This is a genomic window from Pseudobutyrivibrio ruminis (genome assembly GCF_015057245.1).
GTDB lineage: Bacteria > Bacillota > Clostridia > Lachnospirales > Lachnospiraceae > Pseudobutyrivibrio > Pseudobutyrivibrio ruminis_E.
Map to the genome: position 1 here is coordinate 62,631 of NZ_SVET01000002.1, position 22,273 is coordinate 84,903.

Genomic DNA, 22,273 nt, shown 5'->3' on the forward strand with positions numbered 1-22,273 from the left:
TATTTTTAGGAGGAAATTAAAATGGATGAAATGGTAAAAGCTACTCAGGAGTGGCTAAACAAGACTTACAAGGGTGAAAAAGATTTTACACCATTTGCAGAAAAAGATATTGATGGTATTACAGGTGCAGGAACATTTAAGAGATTGATTCAGGCGCTCCAAATTGAGATTAATAAGCAGTATGGAAAGAATATCAAGGTTGATGGAGATTTTGGTGATGGAACACTAAAAGCCTTGCCAGCAACAATTGGAAAGTCAAATACCAAGAATAATATTGTGCATATTATCCAGTCATCATTATGGTGTAAAGGCTATTCAGCAGGAGCTATGGATGGAATATATGGAAAGGATACCAGTAATGCTGTTATGAAGTTTCAAAGTGATGCTGGTATTGAAAATGATGGAATTATAAGACCTTATATTTTGAAAGGAATAATGAATACAGATGGATATAAAGTGTTAAATCCTAAAGATACAGATGCTGTATATAAATCGTATGTTCAGCAAGGTATGAATAAGTATTATGGCCAAAAAATTGGTTTATCACCTACAAATGGTTTGTGGGAAAGAAAAGCACATAAAAATCTTATTAAATGTTGTCAGCTTGAATGGGGACTAGATCCAGATGGAGTTTTTGGTACAAATACAATGAATGCTGCACCAACTTTAACTAAAAAGACAAAAGGATATACAGCATCTAAAAGACTATTAAAGTGGGCACTAACTGTCAATGGTTATTATCCATATGGATTAAATGAAGGTGTATTTGACGATAAAACTTACAATGCGATTTATGAGTTTCAGGATTTTCTTAGATTAGGAGCTGATGGAATGGCTGGTAAAAACACATGGGCATCATTACTTTCAAGTAGAGGAAATACAGCTAGAAAAGCTACTGCTTGTGATACTAGCACTAGATTATCAAGGTTTACAGCTACAGATTTAAAAAATGCAGGTTATACGGACGTGGGTAGGTATTTAACAAATGTAGAAGGTGGAACATTAGATAAAAAGATGACGGAAGATGAAATAGCAGTACTTGGAATCGTAGATTTAAATATTATTCCAATATTTCAAACAACAGGTCGAAAAAATACATACTTTACAGAAAAACAAGGAAAAAAAGATGCTATCGATGCCACAGCTGCTGCTGTAAATCTTGGATTTCCAAAAAACAGTGTAATTTATTTTGCTGCTGATTATGATGTTTTAACGAAGGATATTGAGGAATATTTAATACCATATTTTAAATCTGTAAATGATAATATTGGATGTAATTATAGAGTAGGTGTTTATGGTCCAAGGATGCTGTGCAATCACTTATATGAAAAGAAATTAGCAGAGTATAGTTACGTTTCTGATATGTCTTCAGGATTTACAGGTAATATAGGACAAAAAATGCCAAAAAATTGGGCATATGATCAGTTTTTTGAAACTAATAGTTTATCCGTTGCTATTGATAAATGCATAGCATCTGAGCGAGCAACAGCAATTCCTGCTAAAAAGATAAAAAACAATAATTCATTTAATATTTACACATTATACGACAACTTATGGAACTATGCTGAGAAGTACTTGCAAAGTGCGGGCAAAGAGACATCAATAAAAGATATAAATGTGTTTATATTGCAGTATTTAAGAGGTCATTATGAGGGAACCGGATGGGATATACTTGGTGGAACAAAAGATAAAAACTTTGAAATGGCAGTTAATGCTAAAAATTTAGGAATAGCAGATACAAGTAAAGAAATTCTAGTTTCTTCATTTGATTTTTTTGATAGTAATACGGCTCAAAATATTGAAATAGAGCATCTGGCAGCAACATTGAATGCATGTATTTATAATACATTGATTCTGGCAAAGGCAGATAATAAAATTGATGCATATGCTGGTTGGGCAGGAGATTTACATCAAATGGCAGCAGCAGTTGAGAGCAATAAAGATAGTGATGTTGATGCAACTTTTTCATTAGAAGCTCTTAAAAGAAAAATTGCTGCAAATGATGATAAATATGGTTTTTCAAAAATGGATTTATTGCAGGATGTAGATGCGTTTAATATGGCTAAGCTATATGATTGGAAGAATAATAAAATTCATGATATTTTTAATGATTATTACAATCTATCTGACAATAGCTATAATCGCTATAGCTTGTTTAAGAGAGAAATGTTATCAGCTTTTGGCAAGAAGACTATAAAAGATATTGCTTTACCATTTGCCAATGGAGAGTATAAATTATATACAGATTATTTTGAGAGTAATTTTGGTAAGTATCCATATGAGTATGGAGAGGTAATTGCTGAGGCTTTTGATAGTCGAATAGAAGATTTAGTAAATCAGTAAAAATATAAATTAGGGGGAGTAATATCACCATACTATGCTATTACTCCTCTATTGAATACATCACATTTCCTGACGAATCATAATAGGTATATATAATGGAAACTGAATTGGCATTGATGGTTCTGTATTCTATGATTAAAAGGGGAATACGTCCTCGTGTTAATGGATTGTTTTGATAAGAATAACAGTATATTTTTTTGGAAGAAGGATCCAAATCATATATTTCACATACATAAGCTTGGTTTTTTATTGTGAGTAGCTGTTCGGGGTGAAGTCCGTTTAATAATAGATGTGTGTAACCAATGCAAATAAGTAAGATGGGAATAATTGTGACTATAAGTCCAATTAGAAAGTTTTTGAACATAGTTAATTTTGGAAAGATAGAAGAATATAATTTGATTAAGTATATATAATATCCAAGTATTATATATACAATATAGATTGTTGTTACATACCATCGGTATTTCAAATCAAATAAAGTAAGAATGGCAATACTAATAAAAAATATTACCGTTAGTAATGTATGTAATAATAATAATTTGTTTTTTAAGAAATATTTCATAGTAATAGTAAGTTATATTGTTCTGAGTTTTTATATGACATTATTTATGCTAATTATAGCTAAAAAAGTGAAGAATATCAAAAAAAGATTCTTATATGCAACTAATAGATTCTGTAATTCTAATGTTTCCTTCAGTGAAAAAAGTTATAATGCATTGAATTTAGATAATGATAGAATGTGCAAAAAAACAGTTGGTTTCGTGAACAAAAAATCTTGTAAATATGCTATATTAATCAAAATGATGCGTTTTCCAGTAATATCAATGGATTTTTTCATCTGATTGATATTCTGGGGAGCGCAAAATTATTAGAAAGAGTGTTCACAAAATATAGAAACCATTTATTGAACAGGAGTGTACTAAATGATTACAGAAGAGGTTATGTTAAAAAGATTCTACCAACAGAATCCAGATTACATTGGTAAAGACATTGAAATCATTAATTATAAAGACGGCTATGAAATTAATCTCATTAAAAAGAATGGTAAAAGAGAGTGGTTACGTACATATCGTGGTGAAGATGTCAAATACCGCGTTTATGGATATGCTCGATGCTCTACTAATGAGACCAGGCAAGATATAGACCGACAGAAACGAGAACTGAAATCATTAGGTGTAACTGATGAAAAATACATCTACTGGGAATATGAATCCGGAATAAAAAAAGATAGAGTGGAATTTCAAAAATTACTAGATGTTGTTGAATCGGGAGACACAATAGTAACTACAGAGGTATCACGTCTAACTCGTTCTACTAAGCATCTATGTGATATTATGCAGCTAGTCCAGGACAAGAAGATTAAACTTGTAATAGGTAATTTTGTTGTAGACTGTACTGCTGATGAAATAGATCCAATGACCAAAGGGATGCTCATGATGTGGGGTGTCTTTTCAGAAATGGAGCGAGATATTATTTCGCAGAGAGTGAAATCTGGAATGGAAAATGCCAAGGCAAAGGGTCATAAAATAGGTAGACCTAAAGTTGATGCCTCAAATCTGCCTGAGAAGTTTTTAAAGTATTATCCTATGTATAAAACTGGCGGCATTAATATTACTGATTTTGCCAATTTGCTAAGCTGCTCACGTACGACAATATACAAGTATATAAGTCTAATTGAGGGTCAAAGTAAATAGTAAAAGAGCTCTTAATTGAGGCTTATGTGTAGAAAATTGAGTTTTCAGAGCCTTGGGTTATGAAAGTTTATTTTTATTAAATATAAAGCACCTATAATACGAGCCTTTATGCCATGGCTTTTTCTTTATAGTTCTACAATTTGTTGATAAATGCTTGAATTTTCCACTCCAAACACATTCCCAGTTATTGTATCTTCTTTCATTGAATCATCATTGATAATTATTTTATCTTTTGTTCGCTCACTTTGCTCCAGCATGGCTAGATACGTATCAAACATATCATCTTTAAGTTGTTCCAATGTTTTAACAATTTCTTTATTAGAAACTCCCGTATTCCAAATCTTACGTATATCTTCCTCAGTTGAAAATGCGTCATGTACATATTTTGTGCTAGGAGCAAGGACACCGTTATTATCTTCTAGGACATGAGCAAAACAACTCATTCCTTCTTGCGAGGCATGTTGTAGATAACCTACTTGTTGTGCCTCTAAATTTTCAATATAAGAATAAACTATTTCTTTATAGACAGTGTCTTTTTGCATATTTTCGATTACTTTTTTATCTATAGTTATGCTACATTGCCCTGGGTTTCCAAAATTATCTCCAATTTGATTAAAACTGTTGTTATAGCCTAAATACGGTGGTTCACTAGGCATTTTTGAACGGGTTTGGATATCCTCGAGGCGAAAGCTTATATTAGGATATTTTTTACATAAATCATGATAATAATCTAAAATTGAGTCAGAATCATCGCTACTGCTATTGGTTAAGAATGAGCTTGTTACTTGACTTGAGGTTTTTCTTGTATAAATACTAATATTGTTATACGAAGTACTTACAGATGTTAAATTCATACTTTTTTCTCCTAAAATAAAAAGCACCAATTTTCACTCCATTGAAAACTGGCACCATCCGTAGTTCCTATACACCTTGAATTTACTATTGATTTTTATATCTGTAAATAGGATTCACACTATTTTTATTAAAAATTCATAAATGTATCTTCGTAATGTGAAAGAATTGATACAATTTATTGAGGCTGTTGTTTATTGTGATGCGTTATATTAAAATACTGATGTAACTATAGTTCTTCAATTAATTAGGAAGGAGATAACATGAAACGATTATTCAAATTTCAAAGAACCTTTTTTCTAGTATTATGTATTGCAAGTATTATGAGTTATACAACTATTGTATGCGCCCAACCATATCAGGTAAAGACAGATACATGCCCACGGTGCGGACATTCAAATCAAAGTTATGGATATGATCCAGAATTTAGCAGTCACGCCGAGTCTTATAAAGCAGGACAGCGCTGCAGAGGATGTGGACAAATTGTAAAAGAAAAAGAAATTCATTTATGTGAATACTATAACGATAAGTATTATTTCATGTGTAATAGCAATAATTGTAGAAGGTTTAATGTTCCAGATAGAATATATACGCGAGAATATTCAAATCCTATAAAATATCACTATGTTAGTACTATTTACAACTAACTCAGAGAATATTTAGTATTTATTAAGATAAAACAAAAGATATGGTAGAAGAAGATTTTCTATAACTACCATATCTTTTGTTTTGAGATAATTAAAATATTTTATAGAAGTGGGGATATAATACATTGGTTAAAATATGACATTTGTACACAGCTCTATTTGTGGAGTTTTCATAATGACAATTCACATATTAAAAAATGTGTTTGCGTAGCGTTTCCGCTCCAATATTATTAGTATATAAAAAGTATTACATGTATTCTTTATAGATGCACTGTTTTTTATTATTTTTTGCAAGCATTATGAGCTATACAACTATTGTTTTAAAATCTTTCTCCACTATCGTTTAATACGAAGCTTGCTTCAAAGGTACAGTTTAGTACAGCTGCTATTCGTAGTAGTTCTTCTGTTGTGAAACTGTCCCTATTGAGTTTATTGTATAGTCCTGATGGACTTTTATAACCCAATGCTTTTGCAAGTTCGTTTTTACTCATTCCACGTGATACTAATACATGTTCTATCTTTGGTGCCCAAAAAGCTTTCTTTTCATTAGTTTCCATTATATTTTCCTCCAATTATTCAAATTAATATAATATTAAAATAATATTATATAAATATTATTTTAAATACTTAGTTAATGCCTCTGATATAATTTCATTTACTGATGTTTCTCGTTCCTCAGCCTTTTCCTTTGCTTTATCGTAAAGAGATGGTTTTATTGAGATACTATATTGTTTCTTTGTTTCTGTTTTCTTTGGAGGTCTGCCTCTTCGAGGTCTATCTATCTTTGTCTCATTACTCTGTGTCGTGTTTTTTTCAGTTATATTATATTCTGTTTGATTTTTAGCTTTTATTGTTGGCTTTTGCTCGTTATCTTTTGCACTTGCCTGAGGTACTGGTATTTGACCAGTCATAAATGCTTCTGCAGGATTTGTCGCTTTTGCAGGCGTTGCCTTTTTGGTTTTACCTTTTATATCAACTTTTGGTGGCATAGCTTCTCCTTTCTATATTTGATATTAAAATAATATTTATATAATATTAAATAAATATTATTTTAATGTTGGCAATATCTCTTTTACTAGAGCTTTGTAGTCTTCCATTGCTGAACAGCTTGGAGCCCATTCAATAAGCGGTTGCATTTGACTTTGTGCTTCCCTTACTTTTACGGTTTCTCGTATTTTTGCCTCAAATACCATTGTATTTGCTTCCGCTGCCATTTTATTCAATGCATCATATATAGCAGCATTTAAGTTAGTTCTTGCTGAATATTTGACCATTAATATTCCAAGTAATTCTAGGTTTGGATTTGTATATTTCTTTACACTTTCTATTGTTTGGAATAGCTGCTCCAATCCCACCATTGATAGATATGAACATTCTGTTGGAATTAGTAGTTTTGTACTTGCTGTTAAGCTCATTATGTTTAATAATCCAAGTGCAGGCGGTGTATCTATCAATATGTAATCATATTCTGCACCTTCAATTGCTTCTTTCAGCATTTGTTCTTTGCCAATTTTGTTAAAGGCTATGTCTGCATTTGAGAGCCATACTGATCCTGGAATTACATCATAATATGTTGCTTTTACTATGCATTCCTCTAATGTGCTATTTCCATTTAAAAGTGTGTATAGGTTATGTTCGGCACAGTCCTCCAATTCTATTCCTGAAATTGTTGTGAGATTACATTGTGGGTCTGTGTCGATACATAGTACTTTCTTGTTGTAGAGTTTTCCTAGAATTTCGCCTAGAATTTGGACAGTTGAACTCTTTGCACATCCACCTTTCTGGATGTTTACACTTATAATTTCTGTGTTCATTATTTTCCCTTTCCTTAATATTTATATAATATTAAATAAATATTAATATAATATTATCTTAAGATTAATATAATGTTTAAATAATATTTTTTTAGAATTATTATAATATTTATTTAATATCAAAATATCACACTTGAGAATAAAATGGAAGTGCTATTCAAAAAAAATATCACGCATTTGTGAAGAAACCACTTGAATATATGTTTATGATTCATTAGAATATTAGACATGAGGGAAATAAAAAAAGCACCTATTCGCAGTAGGTACTTTTAGATTTGCAATGATACGGGAAATATCAATTGCTAAAACAATATCTATGTTATGAAATTATTATATCGATAAATCACTGATTTTACAACCGCTACATCTTGTTTTTGTGGTATTTCATAACTCAAATTCTTGTTTTTAGCAACGTTCGTTGCAATGACTTCCTGCTATTCACGTATTATTTGGTTTTAGATTTTAAGTACGTGAAATAATTTAATATAGCCTTGGCACCATCCAGGGGGAAGAGCGGTCGTGTTGAGAGGAATAATCACGTTATAACAACCTTTTCGAAATTGGATCAGAGTTAATCGTCTGCTATAATTCGGAGGAATCACGGTTAGAGCGTGGCGGGGAAGCTGGGTTGAACGGCAGCTCTGAACCGCATTATTTCTGTCCAGTTTACCAATCTGGACGAGCTCTATATGGGCTTATATCAAATATTGAAAGATGGAGTTACCGTGCTTCGTGTTATATGGGCAGTAAGCCGTGAGAAAGCAAGCTGCTAAGCAGTATCAAACATATAACTAGGGGGGCCGACAAACGACGATTACGTGCGACGTTTGAACCGAAGACCTTGGTCGCTAGGAATTTCCTTGTAGTTGGACGTGTAGTAATACATGTAGTGATAAATACGGATTACCTCAGGCGTGAACCGCCTACATATCATTCCCTTCGCAATTCTCGGATTTTGCAATATCCGTGGAATTTTACCATTTTGCAGGTTCGAGAATTGCGGGGGGAAGCTCAAAGCCGTTTCCTAGAGCATCCCCACCTACGCCTAGGCTAGCCTCTATCTAATATCAAGTCTTTAAGTAAAAAAATTCAAGAGGCTGCAGAGCTGTCTTGTTGGTTCTCTTCTTAGCGTTATATGTATGAATTGATATATATTGAGTTTCTAATTTGAGTTGTACTCACTTTTATTGAAGTTGCATTGAAGTTATTATTGAAGTACAATTGAAGTTGTTATTGAACTTCTTCAATTGGAGGTAGATTATGTTTTTAGAAGAGCTTTTGAATAATACGGTATTTGAGAACGGGGAGATAGAGTGTAAGCAGATTTTAAATAGGGATAATATTGAAGGATGGATTAAAACAATAGCTGGTTTTGCTAATGCTAATGGTGGAACTATGTATATTGGAGTTGATGATAAAACTAATAAACTTATTGGATTTGAACGTAAACAAGCTGATAATGAGCGAAATTATTTTAATAATCAAATAAATGAGCATATTTCTCCAAGACCACCATATAAAGTTGATTTTATTGGATTCACTGTTAGAGATAAAGAGCGATTTATAATAGCTGTAACTGTAGGTAAATCTCCTGTTAGGCCTGTAATAGTGAAATTAAAAAATGTGCCTGCTATTTATATGCGAAGAGAAGGCTTTACTAATGGAGCTACTTATGAAGAAATTATTGAAATGAGCATAAAGAGTCAAAACAAATCTTTTGATACGATTATTTCTGATCAAACCTATGAAAAAAAAGATTTTACTAAGTTATTCTCATTTTATGAAGAGCACACTGATGGCAAAAAGCTATCTGAGAAAGCGCTTACATCACTAGGCTTTTTTGATGAAAATGGGAAGCTGGCAAATGGAGCAATCCTATTCTCTGATGATTACAATGATAACAAGACAGAAGTGCAGTGTTCGGCATATTCGGGATTTAATAAGGGGAGTGAGAGAATCGTCACCGTTAATAAATTTTCTGGATGTATAACAGATACAATTAAATATATGCAGGATTTTATAACTCAAAGGATGAATCATACGATGATAAAAAAAGCTTCTTCTAGAATCAATATTGATTCTTATCCAGCTAGAGCATTATTCGAAGGAATAATTAATTCGGTTGCACATCGTGATTATTTTTTGGATGGCACTCAAATCCAAGTTGATCTTTTTAAGGATAGATTAGAAATTTCGTCGCCTGGCAGTTTTTTTCAGAGCGAAAAAATAGAAAAGACCTATAACCTTTCATCGATTATGTCAAAAAGAAGGAATGAACTTATATGTGGCGTATTGGTTTTATGTAATGTGATGGAAGCTGCAGGTACTGGATTTGATAAAATTGTAGAAGAGTATTCAGCGGTGGATGATAAGCATAAGCCATATATTTATTCCACTTCAGATCATTTTACGTTAGTTCTGCCTGATCTTACTTATGAAATGGGAGTTGAAGCAGAACCAACAGAAAATCTTATATTTGCTCCAATTCCAAATGGAAGTAAATATGATGAAAAAATATTATCTTATTGTTACAACAATGCAAAAACAATTGCAGAAATAACAGAGTATCTTGAAGTGAGCAATTCTTCATATTTTAGAAATAAAATTATTAATAACCTGGTTGAAAATGATTATCTTATCGCTGATGAAGATGGAAGAACAAAATATTATAAAACAAATCATAATACCGTAGAACTGGCATAAGGGCTTGTTTGTTTTATAAGATTTAGATGATTTGCTTTGAGGTACTGAGCCAGAGGGAAGAGCCACCCGAAGGGCATGCTATTGAATAAAAGCGTAATGAAAATGATAGACTTGTGAAACGGCGGAGAAAAACTTGCTTATGAGTTTACTTCGTCGTCGGTAATTAGTTTTAATCATTTTCATTGCGCTTTTTTCAATAGTGGCGGATGAAAAAGAGAGAGACAACTGGCGAAATGTATCCGTTTACACGCTTTACAGCTAGAGGTGTTTACCACCTCAGAGCGTGAACGGGTAAACGGATATAAGGTATTGTTATAGAGATAAGTACTTGACTGAATATGATAAATAATATAGTATTAATGTGTAAATTTTATTTATTATATTATTTCACTTTATGACAGTTTTGATACTACTGTTGCTTGAATGAGTGAAACCTATGATGTGTTTATGCGGAGGTTAAGTAGTTCAAGTTTTTAGCTGAATAATTAATTTGAAAGGCTAATGGTTTTAAAGTATCAATAGTTATGATGTAACTTGACAATCGGAAAGTACGATATTCGAGAAAGGGGTATTCGAATTAAAAGAAGAGCCTATCGTTCGGAGCTGTACCGAAGTGCGATAAAGCAGTAATCCAACATCCTGGGATTATAAATAAAAGGATAAACAGCCAGAAGTTGAAAAAATATCTGGAGAAGTTGATTGCTTCTACTCAATAATCCGATAGAATCCTTACTACCGTAGAATAATAAAATAGGAGCAGCACACATAAGCTGATCAAAAAAGTGTTTGTAAATAGTCGTACATAAGACTCGCCTGAATAGGAATGAAAAAGAGTGTCACAGCTGAATACTAGATTTTGTAATTTAGTAGGAAGCAGCCTAGCTTTAACATGTGTAATTTAATATTGGTTAGTTGTTAAAGGGGCATAGTGTGTAACCACTAAGTCCTTTTGTTATATATAAATTTAGAGGTGCAAAAATTGGGAAGAAGAAATAAACAGTACAGCAAAGATTTAAAACAACAGATTCAATACAAGCTTGAAGGAATGCTAAAAGCCGGAGAAGGGACCAGTAAAAAAGAAGCTATTTTAACAGATAGTACCAGAGATAAAATTTTTTCATACTCAACATATAAAACATATTTTAAGCATTGTAGATATTTCGCAAACTATATAAAGGAATATCACCCTGAATGTACAACGTTAAAGGCAGCAAAAAAATATGTAAATGAATGGTTGCAGTTTAGAGCAGATCAGATTGATGAAAATGGAAATCATTTGTCAGCCTGGACAATTCAAACAGAAGCAAAAGCTGTTGGTAAGCTTTATGGCTTGGAGCCTTCAGATAAGAATTATTTCAAACCTCCTATACGAAGGAGAGAAGATATAAAACGTTCTCGTGGTGATGCTGTGAGAGATAAACATTTTTCAGAGAGGAATAATGATGAAATTGTAAAATTTTGTAAAGCCTTGGGACCAAGACGAAGAGAGCTTGAAGAAATTAGAGGAAAAGATCTGATAACTCGTGAGAAAATTGAAAATCAAATCAAAATTTTAGAGCAAAAAAATAATCTTAGTGATGGGGAGATTGCTTATATTAATACTTTGAAAGATACCAGACTTTTTCCTGAAGCGGAGTATTTTGTTCATATAAGAAATGGAAAAGGTGGTAGAGAGAGATTTTCTCCAATACTAGGTGATAATAAAGAAAAGATAATAGAGAGAATAAAAAATACATCTGCAGAAGAAAAAGTCTTTCAACATGTACCTACAAATATGGATGTACATGGTTATAGAGGAGACTACGCAACTCTCATATATAAGTCGGTGGCCAGACCTATTAATAAGATTCCATATGATAAGGTAAATAAAGGAACGGGGAAAAAATACCAAGGAGACGTTTACGTCTGTAGGAAAGATGAAAGAAAGAAAAAATTAGATCGACAAGCGATGTATATTTGTTCTAAGGCATTAGGTCACAATAGGGTTTCAGTTGTTGCAGATAACTACATAAGAGGATTATAAAATGGCAGGAAATATAAAGGTATATAAAGGCATAAATAGCATAACAAAGGCGTTTCCAGTGGAATATGGGAAAAAGAGACTAGGAATATTTACTGCGGAAAAGAAGGATGATATTAAAGATTTTAATGCTGCAAAATCAGAAGGTTTAGATTATGCTTTAATTAAAACTACGGATTATAAAAAAATGGCTCTTACTATTGAAAATCTTTCTGATGTGGTCTTAGATATGAAGGCTACTATTGATAAAAAACAGAAGGAAATTGAAGTAGAAAAGTCAAGAATAGATACCGAAATACAAAAATACCAAAAAGAGTTGCAAGAGGAAAATGAACTATATAAAGCAACTTTGCGGGAGGATTGCACTCAAAAAGATGAAGAAATAAAACAATTAAAAAATACGATAGAAAATATTGGTAAAGTGAATGAAGCTCTGCAGGCACAAAATAAAAAACGAAGTAATCAAGAGCGACATCTTCAACCAAAAAGAGAACATTCTGGCTATGTGGTTTTTGAGTCTTCAGAAATAGATTATAAGTACCCTTATTATGAAGAATATGAATTATCAGGAGTTGATAGTGAAGGAAGTCCACAATATAAAAAATTAAAAAATCCTAGAAAAAGTATGGATACAGCTAAAGTCTGGATGACGAAAATACAAACTCCTTATAGAGTAGATATGGATTATGATTCTGCCAAATACCAAATTACTAAGGATTTGCTAAAAGATAGTGATACGGATGAAGGAAGAAGACTTCTTGGTAGATGTGGTATTGAACAATTTGTAATGACAGGATATACAGATATATCAGATAAAAGCAAAAATGTATTATTTTCACTAAAGTTAAAGAAAAATTTTATTAGGGGATATTATGAGGTTAGTATATTGCATACAAAGGAACTAACAGAGGTACCAATTGATATGCTAAGAAAATAATAGTGTATGTAGACATGTCTATTTGATGATTTTATAATAAGTTAATCAACAGATGGAGGTATTGTGAGTAATGTTAAGAAAAATATTTTTGTTATTATGCGAGATGAGCTTAATATTAACTTTGTTAGTAGGCTGTGGTAAAGAAAAAATAGATAATTCTAATGTTAAAGAAAATACAACTATCGAAGATACTAGTGAAGGATGCAAAAAAATAAAAATTCCCACTATAGAAAGCTTTTGGGCAACAGAGGATAATCACGTAATTTATTTTTTGGAAAACAAACAATTATATAGTTATGATGTAGAGTCTAAAGTTAAAAATTTGGTTACGTCAAATATTATAGATCCTTATGATATAGCTGTTAATGACGGAAACATTTATACAATAGAACATATTGATAGCAATGATGATAGTCTAAGACTGTTTAAATATGAAAAGAATAGTGATACTTTTTTTGAAGTAGCGGATTTGCCAGAAGATACCATTGAAATATATTGCTCGGACGATTATTTAGTTGTTGTGGAAAATAGTACATTTTCTAATGAAGATGGCAAGTATCTTGTATTTGATGTTAGTAATCCAGAAAAACCTAATGAGATGGAGCTGTCCCAAATAGAAGTAGAAAAAGAAAAATCAATAGTTACATTAGATGATGAGCAAAATGTATTCTTTCAAGAAAAATGTATTTTTGACAATACTTGGTATAATTATGATGTTGTAACAATATGGGGATATAACGATAGCGATGTTTATATTAGTGCTATTTTGGAAGGAAAAGAAGAATTTTTCAGCATATCACTAGATGAGCTTGGGAACATAACAAAATTAGATGAAAATACTGTTAAAGTTGCAGTTTTTAATAGTGTAGCATTAATCAAGATTAGCGATGGAAGTGTATTAATAGAATAAATTTTATATAGTGGTTTACAAAATAGATGAAAATACCTTTTTCTTTTATGATTGGTCAATCAATATTAAAAATAGAAGAAAGAGGTATTTTTTTATGGCAAGAATTCCAAACACATCTAAAGCTTATGTCAATTGCTCAAACACAAAAATTCCAGTGTATAAAGATGGAAATTTAAATGTAAACCAGGTTATTGGACACATTTATCCAAATGAAATGTACACAGTGATACCTGTTGATGCTGCAAATTCTGATATTTGGTATGTAGGAGTAATGTTTAGAAATAAGGAAGGCAAAGCTCAAACAGGTTATATTTTAGCAGCAGCACGTGAAGCAAGTGTTGATCCAGCTTATGCTTCGCAGCAAGTTTTTTTTCACCGTAGAAATTCAAATGGTAAGACTTTGGTGCCAGCTACTGCGGTTACAATTAACAAAAACGACAGTAATAAGTATATGATTTTTACTGTTAAGAAGGAAGTTACATACTATGTTGGTGAAACTCTTAAAGGTACATTGAAAGTTGGAGCGAGAGTAGCCACAGATGGTTCTACCGTAGGTAAGAAACATCCAAGTAGATTGAGTATTGATTATGTTGATACTACAGGAAAGGGAAACTGGACTAAATTATCAAATGGTTGGGTAAGTTTAGGCTTTTCAGTAGGATCTACACCAAGTAATAGAGCACTTTACTAAAAACAAAAAAATGAGGTGTGCTACCGATTTTGGGGCACACCTCATTTTTATCAAGAATTAACTAAGAACACTTCGTAATTTGCGACGTACTTTATTTATATATTGTCGAGTATATCCGGTAATGCTTGTTGATTTACACTTAAAACTGACCCAGGATTTACACTCAGAATTGAGCCACTAGATATAACAAGTATCTCCTGTTGTCATTTATTATACTCGTTGTTCCTTGAAAATTTAATACTTAGAATTGACCCACCTCTTTAAGAAAAATACAATACTTTCCGTATATCAATTCGTATATACGGAAAGGAGAAAAAAGAGGTGAAAGACTTGGAAGATTGGGCAGCTGTACAGAAAGTGTACAAGCAAACTAAATCGAAACGAGCAACAGCTCAAATCCTTGGTATCTCACGCAACACAGTGAAGAAGCTTCTTGCGATGGATAAGCCACCGACTTATAACCGGAAAATCTATCATTCAAAAATTGATTCCTTCAAGGAGCAAATCATTGAATGGAGATGCGACCCTTATAACTTTAATGGCACAAGAATCTTTAGAGAACTGAAAGCTATAGGATATCAAGGTAGCATAGGACCTGTATATCGTTTCCTAAATAAGATTGATGAGGATGTTGGTTATCATATTAGCAAACGAGCTACTGTAAGGCATGAAAGCCCGTGTGGCGACCAAGCTCAGTTTGATTGGACTGAGTATGAAGTTCTTGTTGGTTCACGTTACAGAAAGGTGTATTGCTTTGCTATGATTTTAGCGGCCTCAAGAAAGAAAGCTGTTTGCTTTTCTTTAAAATCTGATGCTGCAGCTATTTATGAAGCAATTCAAGAACTTTTTGACGATTTAGGTGGTGTTACATTGGAGTTGTTGATAGACAATCCTAAAGCACTAGTTTTAGAGAACAACCCTAGATCAGAAGCTGAAATCAGATACAATCCACATGCATTAATGGTAGCTAAACATTTAAACACTGAACTTAATGCATGTCCATGCTATTGGCCTAGAAAGAAAGGTAAGATTGAACGCCCCTTTAAGTACATTGAAGAACAGTTTATCAAAGGGAACTCTTTTGCAACTATGGAGGAACTAAATCATAGAGGTAAAAAGTTCGTAGATGATTGGTGCAATGAAACGCACACAACTACAGGGCGTATACCAAACCAACATTATCTACTGGAAGAGAAAGCGACATTGCTAGAGCTTCCTAAAACTCATTATCACATGGATGCATTAAAAACTAGAAAGGTCAGCCCTGACAGCTTTGTAAGCATTGAAGGAAACAAATACAGTGTTCCGGTTACATATGTCGATAGAAATGTATTCTACAGGATTATTTATGGCTTTCGAATAGAAATCTATGATAAGAATGAGCGGCTAATATTGCGGCAGGAGGCATTTGACACCAAAAGGAATGTTCTTACTAATGATGAGCATTATGCGCAGATAGCTCCAAAGGTAAATACTTCTATACCTCAGATTCGAAGAGATTTTACAGAACGCTTTAGAAATGGTTCACGATATCTAGAAGCTGCAGGTCGTAGATTTGACCAACCAACGCATCATGCAAGAAGAATTCTTGAACTTCAAGAACTCTATGATGACAACGTCCTAGATTACTTTATTGGAGTAGCTATTGATGAAGACATGATGGATATCACATCATTTAGAGCACTTCTAAGAGATTACAATAACGGCTATCGTACTCTACTAGATGAATCTAGAAATCAAGCACCTTCTAAAAATGAATTAATTCGTGATTGCAGTTATTACGAAGAATCAGCAAAGGAGGTAGCTAAATGAAGACATCAGATGTAGTAGACAAAAAGGCTTTTATCACTGAAAAGCTGAAGAAGTTTAAGCTGGTTGATATTCGAGAGCAATACGTTGACCTGATTGAAGAAGCTAAAACAGATAAGCTTGGTTATGAGGATTTCCTAATCAAACTTCTTATAGCCGAAGATGAAGGTAAAGAACAACGTAGAACGGAAAAACTTATTGCTAAAGCAAATTTTGACACGATAGCTTCTTTAAGCGAAATAGATTATTCGTTTAATAGGTCTTTGGATAAATCAAAAATTGAAGAGCTTGGCTCACTAAGGTTTATTGATGCTAAAGAGAACGTAATAATCATTGGCCCTCCTGGAGTTGGTAAAAGCATGATTGCCACTGCTATTGGGAGAAATGCTTGTAAAGCTGGATACAAAGTAATGTTTGTGAATGCCAAAGAACTTGTAGATCAGTTACACATTTCAATGATGAATGGACGCTTACAAGAGACATTAAAAGAACTCAAAAAGATAGATTTATTAATCATCGACGAATTATCTTACATAAAAATGGATAAAGAAAAAGAGAGCCTATTTTTCCAAATCATTCGCCAACGATACGAAAAAGGCTCCCTCATCATTACAACTAATCTTCCAATGGGAAGATGGGATGAATTGTTTACCGGCCAGCTTGCCGCTACTGCAATTCTTGATCGAGTTCTTCACCATTGTCATGTCCTAAGTATAACGGGCGACAGTTATCGTGTCAAAGGGTCAAAAAAGAGTGTTAAAAAATAAAAGGGAAAACAAATGAGTAGAATAACAAAAGATCAACTGCAAGGCTTTGCAAAAGTTTACAACGAGCAGGGCAAAGCGGAGCTATATAATAAACTAAAAAATAATTACGAAGTAAAAAATCCAGCCTGCATATTCAGAAGAATGAAAGCTGAAGAGACGCTTGGATTTGATGAAGCACTTAATAAATTTACATTTCATAAGCCTATCGCGGAGGATGTGTTCTTGAGCTTTGATGAGTTATGCGCACCTCGACAGGAACTGGTACAAGTTAACCAAACCGCTACTGAATCAACTAAGACTGCAGCTATGGAAAAGCTAATCCAGGAGCTTATTGGCGACAAGTTATTAGCCATAAGCAGATATGTAAATATGAATGTTTCGGATAGAACCATTATTATTGACAGGACATCCCTCCAAAATGATGGCTATCAGATAATTGCTCACTAAGAGGTGGGTCAAAACAAAGTATCAAATTTAGGAATAACATAAAAACTGACCCATCCAGCGAAATCATCGCTGGTGGGTCAGAACTAAACGTAAAAGTGGGTCAATTCTACTTGACAATCAACAATATGCTTTGTCGAGCAATATTTTACTAGTATTAATGAACAGAATACTTGAACCATTAATACTAGTATAGAAAGCACTACTTTTATAAGAAAAGTATTAAATGATGTATTTATTAGCGAATACAAGGGAATAAGAAATATGATTAATCCTACATAGACACCAACTATCTGATCATCATATTCATTATCAAAACTATTATTTTTACATAAATTATGTATAATAGTCACAATAAAAACCATTCCACAGACCAACATTGTAGCCATCGCTGTAATAATTGGTGCACCATCATGGATATGCTCATTATATAAATATATAGACGCACAAGATAGCAACGTAACCAAAACTATCGAGTAATAATTTACTCTCATCCTTATATAATTCATACAATCTCCCTTATTACCTATTCAAGATTTATCTTACCATTATCAACTCTCACTTTGTATGCCACAGAATTCATAATAAGTTCTGGATTGACAAATGCATCAGAATACCGATTTAAAAAATCTTCGTCTATTGCATAAAAGTATATATAGTCATAATCGCTAATTACATCTACAAACTCTTCACTTGTGATATCTTGAGTCCAAATATCTCCATCATTAAGTGGTGTTCCAACGCTATATCCATCCACCTGTCTTCCACCACAATAATAAGTTTCAACAAACTTTACAAATCCATTATCGCCCCTTTTCATGGCAAAAATTCTAGAATTCTCTGCAGTATTACTTACAATTATATTAGCATTGGAAATATATTCTTGATTTACATTTGAATCACCAGTAACAATACCTGGTAATACTTGATAAATAGTTTCAATATTAAATATGAATATGTATACAACTAATACCATAAATAATTTCTGAAACAATCTCTTATTAGATTTCCATAAATTAGAATCATAGTAAAGGTATACAACAAACATTATTGCTGCAAGCATAAACGAATTCATATATCTCTCATAGCTAGCTAAAGATGTTGCTTCATATTGACTAAAACAAACTGCATATAGGAAATACATAAATATCGCATAAATTAGACCAAATAGTGCTATCCATAAGCTAGAAATTAATACTTTCTTCTTTTTCTCCTCGTCTACGCTATAATACCAAATACCTAAGACTGCTATTACAATCAACATTAAGACGCATAAGTAAGATCCATTTACTAATATATTCTGTGTAAACAAAGCCATAAAATACTTATATCTAAGTTCACCTATATAAGAAATAGAACTTTCAGATGAGAATCCAAAAACATCCTTAAGCATCGATATATTCATATTTCCATAACTTTGTGCTGAATTATTTATATCAACATAGCCTTTTACATATTGATTAAACCACAACCATATTATTAGAGGAAGTCCCATCATCACTGCGTATTTGACAATATCTCTTTTTTCAAATTTATGCGTAGATACTCTTGTCGCAATTAATAAGACTAATACCATAGGATATAAAGCTATTGATGTCATTTTTGACAGTATAAATCCCATAAAGCCTATCGTTAATATGAAGGATTGATATGAAAAATCATTGTATGTTTTATATGCCTCAAAACATAAATATGCCAAAAATAACCCCAATGTGTAATCGCAATATACTGTATGATAAAACTTAAATCCAGCACCTTGATTAAAAATAAATGGCAATAATAGCGGTACAAGAACAGCCATAACTGTAATTATTATATTTGCGAAGGACTTCTTTACTTTTAAATTCTCCATTACCATATTAAACATAGGCATAATCAATGCAAATCCGAATATTTGGACCGCTCTATATGATTCAGGCTCAGTTAATCCTCCTGCAACTTTACAATAAATATATTCAAAAATAGTAAGTGCAGGAACATAGTCTTTATGGGCAAATGTAAGATTTGATGTGCAATACAGTTTATCTAAACGCATGCTTTCTTTTAGAAACATTCCCCAATGTGAAAATTCATCCCATTCTACATATCTTTTTCCAAAGTTTAATATAAAGCACAATATATAGAATGCAATAAATACAAGTAACCCTTCACTTATCCATTTCTCTACATGAATAGCAACAGTAATTTTATTTATTTCATGTATATTTTTTATCAGCAAGTATCCTATTATTGATACCGCCACTATTAATCCTAAAAATAAACCTACCAACAAATTTTCGAATATCAGACCACACACTATTACTAATAGTGTGTGAAAAATAAAAGCAGGCGCTAATGAATCTAAAAACTTTCTTTTAAAGAATTCACTCCAACACACACCTATAACTATACTATACAATAGCGGTAACAAAAAACTTTGAATCATACTACTCCCTTTTCTTTCTACAAAATATACCTTGATTATTTCATACTAAATTTTACCAATCAACATCAAACAACGTATAATGATTTCTGAGCTAATACTACTCCTCCACCTATGAGGATAAAATGCTTTTTTCAGCGACTTTTTTAGACTATATTTATCAAAAACAAATAGTGCAGCAATATTATAGTCTTCATCTCTTTCATCTTTAAAGACTCTACAATATTCTCTCGCTACTGGAAGTATTTCTGACTCATTGCATAATGCTCCTCTAAGCCATCTAAACCTTGCATATAACGAAGAAGATGATTGGCTTTCTGTAAGCCTTCGATGAATAGATGCTATTCTTTCATCTTCATATACATATCCATATTTTATTGCAAGCACTTCTGCCCAGTGATCATGAGATGTAAGATTATTAATATCAGCCTTTAGCATCAAATCTCTTTGTGTCCTATTAATTACAATAGAAAATCCCATATGGATTACTTCCGTAAGGGATTTTGCAAATGTATATTTATAATTCCATAATTTATTTTTTTCAGTAACACTTAAAACTTCATCACTTAAATAATAAGAACTGTGGTAAATTAATGGTTTACTATTATCTTGAAGTTCAAACCAGTCTATTGCCCATTTTATTTTATCTGGGAACCAAACATCATCCTGATCACAAAATGCCCAATAATCTGCATCCCCCGATTCTTTCAGCAATGAAAGAAAGCTTTTTCCAAATCCTATATTTGTACCTTTTACCAGTTTAACTTTTCCGCTCTCAACATATGGCCCTATTACTTCCAAAGTATTATCCGTAGAACCATCATCTCTAATGAAAATATCAATATATTCATAAGTTTGATTTAACAAACTCTCTATTTGCTCAATAATATATTGAGCCCCATTATATGTAGAAATCAGTATATTTACTTTAGGCTTCAATTTGTTCATTTTCCTTTTTGCTCATTAGATATCCCATATATACATAGCAAAGTATATAAATTATTATTTGCCAATCTTCAACAACATTATGGCTAAACAAAAAAGCTGCATACTGTATAGCTGTAAACAATGTGACTATAATAAATATTAATAAATATTTTTTCTTGTCTATAAAAAGAAGTGGTATTAAAAGAACATCTAATAGATAGCCATATCTTTCGTGCATTCCTGGAAGGAATAAATAACATGTCCATATCGTCCAACAAGCTAGTCTTATGAATTGTTCTTTGGTTTTCACCTCAATTTTTTCATCAATAACGCTATACATACACAATCCCAGTATTGAAACAGTAAGTAAAATAGCTATATTTTTCAAAGTGGCATAATCATCACCAATCAATCTCCAAAAACTAAGAGAATTTAAATACATAAAAGGATAATCACCTGTCTGGCTAAGATATATCGAGAATGGTGCCAAAAGACTCCTTCCATATATATAGGCAACTATTCCACTACTCCAAAAACTTATTAATGATAATACAAAATAAAAAATAGAATATTTTTTTTTGCAAAAATAAACAATTATCATAAATGGCATTAAGAAAATTGCCTGCAACTTAAATGCAACCGCAAAACCATAAAAGATAAAAGCTCTTAAATATTTGTTGTGCCACATACACAATAGTGTAAAAATGCAAAATGTACTATATATAGAATCACATTGTCCCCAAAGCGAAGAGTTCATAATCACTTCAGGCAAAATTAAAACAATGCTGTAAGCAATTAAGGATTTTCTTTCTTTCCAGATAACAAGACCATTGTCTGAATCCATCGCAAGAAAAGCTATGCCTACAGCTAATATATAATCAAATACAATTGATAATAGCTTATACTGTAATATTGAATCGACATTTATATATGTCATGACAGCTATTAATGTTTGATATAATAAATTATAGTTTCCAACCTGATTCTTTAATGAAAGCAATCCTCCATTATTTTTGATTTCGTCATACCATGGTTCTAAACAGATCATCATATCTGATGACTTAAAGCCAATTACTGTCCATCTAATAAAAAATGCAATAATTGATATGACAACAAAGAAGAGAACATTTTTCTCTTCTATAATTCTGCTTATTGCTACGCTCTCCATTTCAGATATTTTATTATTCTTGTTATAGCCTTCTATCATAGCATACGCTCCCACTATTTTAACAGAACCAGACATTCCCCCTACTCATAAATTGTCTAATTCAATAATCTAGCTCCCTTTACTTG

18 protein-coding genes are annotated in these 22,273 nt (G+C 32.2%); 11 read left to right on the forward strand and 7 right to left on the reverse strand.

What is annotated here, in order from left to right; translation table 11 throughout:
- Window positions 1-21: 21 nt before the first annotated feature.
- Both E7274_RS02390 and E7274_RS02395 read left to right on the forward strand, forming a co-directional pair.
- The gene (locus tag E7274_RS02390) at window positions 22-2,343 is read left to right on the forward strand and encodes a glycoside hydrolase domain-containing protein (protein ID WP_304173413.1); all 2,322 of its coding nucleotides are present in this window, start codon (window positions 22-24) and stop codon (window positions 2,341-2,343) included.
- A 923-nt stretch (window positions 2,344-3,266) separates the two neighbouring features.
- Window positions 3,267-4,037: a recombinase family protein gene (locus E7274_RS02395; protein WP_330598805.1), complete on the forward strand. Its 771-nt coding sequence runs from the start codon at window positions 3,267-3,269 to the stop codon at window positions 4,035-4,037.
- 125 nt (window positions 4,038-4,162) lie between these two features.
- Here E7274_RS02395 and E7274_RS02400 read toward each other — a convergent pair whose 3' ends face one another.
- Entirely contained in the window at window positions 4,163-4,891 is a 729-nt protein-coding gene (locus E7274_RS02400) for a DUF6033 family protein (RefSeq protein WP_304173415.1), read from the reverse strand.
- Between the two features lie 261 nt (window positions 4,892-5,152).
- Here E7274_RS02400 and E7274_RS02405 point away from each other — a divergent pair, with 261 nt between their 5' ends.
- Entirely contained in the window at window positions 5,153-5,536 is a 384-nt protein-coding gene (locus E7274_RS02405) for a hypothetical protein (RefSeq protein WP_304173418.1), read from the forward strand.
- Between the two features lie 320 nt (window positions 5,537-5,856).
- Here E7274_RS02405 and E7274_RS02410 read toward each other — a convergent pair whose 3' ends face one another.
- The 3 genes from E7274_RS02410 to E7274_RS02420 are packed head-to-tail and all read right to left on the reverse strand — an operon-like array spanning window position 5,857 to window position 7,350.
- The gene (locus E7274_RS02410) at window positions 5,857-6,093 is read right to left on the reverse strand and encodes a helix-turn-helix domain-containing protein (RefSeq protein WP_090483008.1); all 237 of its coding nucleotides are present in this window, start codon (window positions 6,091-6,093) and stop codon (window positions 5,857-5,859) included.
- Window positions 6,094-6,150: 57 nt separating this feature from the next.
- Window positions 6,151-6,525 carry a ribbon-helix-helix domain-containing protein gene (locus E7274_RS02415; RefSeq protein ID WP_304173420.1) on the reverse strand — a complete coding sequence of 125 codons (375 nt, stop codon included), beginning with the start codon at window positions 6,523-6,525 and terminating at the stop codon, window positions 6,151-6,153.
- A 57-nt stretch (window positions 6,526-6,582) separates the two neighbouring features.
- Entirely contained in the window at window positions 6,583-7,350 is a 768-nt protein-coding gene (locus tag E7274_RS02420; protein ID WP_304173422.1) for a ParA family protein, read from the reverse strand.
- Window positions 7,351-8,610: 1,260 nt separating this feature from the next.
- Between E7274_RS02420 and E7274_RS02425 the strand changes: the two genes are divergently transcribed.
- From E7274_RS02425 to E7274_RS02460, 8 genes are all read left to right on the forward strand, one after another.
- Window positions 8,611-10,053 (forward strand): ATP-binding protein, encoded by a 1,443-nt coding sequence (locus tag E7274_RS02425; protein WP_304173424.1) that lies wholly within the window; start codon window positions 8,611-8,613, stop codon window positions 10,051-10,053.
- Window positions 10,054-11,032: 979 nt separating this feature from the next.
- Window positions 11,033-12,076: a hypothetical protein gene (locus E7274_RS02430; RefSeq protein ID WP_304173426.1), complete on the forward strand. Its 1,044-nt coding sequence runs from the start codon at window positions 11,033-11,035 to the stop codon at window positions 12,074-12,076.
- 1 nt (window position 12,077) lies between these two features.
- Window positions 12,078-13,010: a hypothetical protein gene (locus E7274_RS02435; protein WP_304173428.1), complete on the forward strand. Its 933-nt coding sequence runs from the start codon at window positions 12,078-12,080 to the stop codon at window positions 13,008-13,010.
- A gap of 70 nt (window positions 13,011-13,080) precedes the next feature.
- Window positions 13,081-13,920, forward strand: a complete 840-nt coding sequence (locus tag E7274_RS02440; protein WP_304173430.1) for a hypothetical protein — start codon at window positions 13,081-13,083, stop codon at window positions 13,918-13,920.
- 94 nt (window positions 13,921-14,014) lie between these two features.
- The gene (locus tag E7274_RS02445; RefSeq protein WP_090482997.1) at window positions 14,015-14,611 is read left to right on the forward strand and encodes a hypothetical protein; all 597 of its coding nucleotides are present in this window, start codon (window positions 14,015-14,017) and stop codon (window positions 14,609-14,611) included.
- Window positions 14,612-14,932: 321 nt separating this feature from the next.
- The gene (gene istA, locus E7274_RS02450) at window positions 14,933-16,423 is read left to right on the forward strand and encodes an IS21 family transposase (protein WP_304173408.1); all 1,491 of its coding nucleotides are present in this window, start codon (window positions 14,933-14,935) and stop codon (window positions 16,421-16,423) included.
- Window positions 16,420-17,187 (forward strand): IS21-like element helper ATPase IstB, encoded by a 768-nt coding sequence (istB, locus tag E7274_RS02455; protein ID WP_090477643.1) that lies wholly within the window; start codon window positions 16,420-16,422, stop codon window positions 17,185-17,187. Before istA ends, istB begins: the two co-directional genes overlap by 4 nt.
- 12 nt (window positions 17,188-17,199) lie before the next feature.
- Window positions 17,200-17,634, forward strand: a complete 435-nt coding sequence (locus E7274_RS02460) for a hypothetical protein (RefSeq protein ID WP_304173410.1) — start codon at window positions 17,200-17,202, stop codon at window positions 17,632-17,634.
- 523 nt (window positions 17,635-18,157) lie between these two features.
- On the opposite strand, the gene E7274_RS02465 is transcribed toward E7274_RS02460, so the two are convergent.
- The 3 genes from E7274_RS02465 to E7274_RS02475 are packed head-to-tail and all read right to left on the reverse strand — an operon-like array spanning window position 18,158 to window position 22,187.
- Window positions 18,158-20,056 carry a hypothetical protein gene (locus tag E7274_RS02465; RefSeq protein WP_304173432.1) on the reverse strand — a complete coding sequence of 633 codons (1,899 nt, stop codon included), beginning with the start codon at window positions 20,054-20,056 and terminating at the stop codon, window positions 18,158-18,160.
- Between the two features lie 45 nt (window positions 20,057-20,101).
- Entirely contained in the window at window positions 20,102-21,001 is a 900-nt protein-coding gene (locus tag E7274_RS02470) for a glycosyltransferase (RefSeq protein ID WP_304173434.1), read from the reverse strand.
- On the reverse strand, window positions 20,982-22,187 hold the full coding sequence (locus tag E7274_RS02475; protein ID WP_304173436.1) for a hypothetical protein: 1,206 nt from the start codon (window positions 22,185-22,187) through the stop codon (window positions 20,982-20,984). The genes E7274_RS02470 and E7274_RS02475 overlap by 20 nt, the downstream gene beginning before the upstream one ends.
- Window positions 22,188-22,273 lie beyond the last annotated feature (86 nt).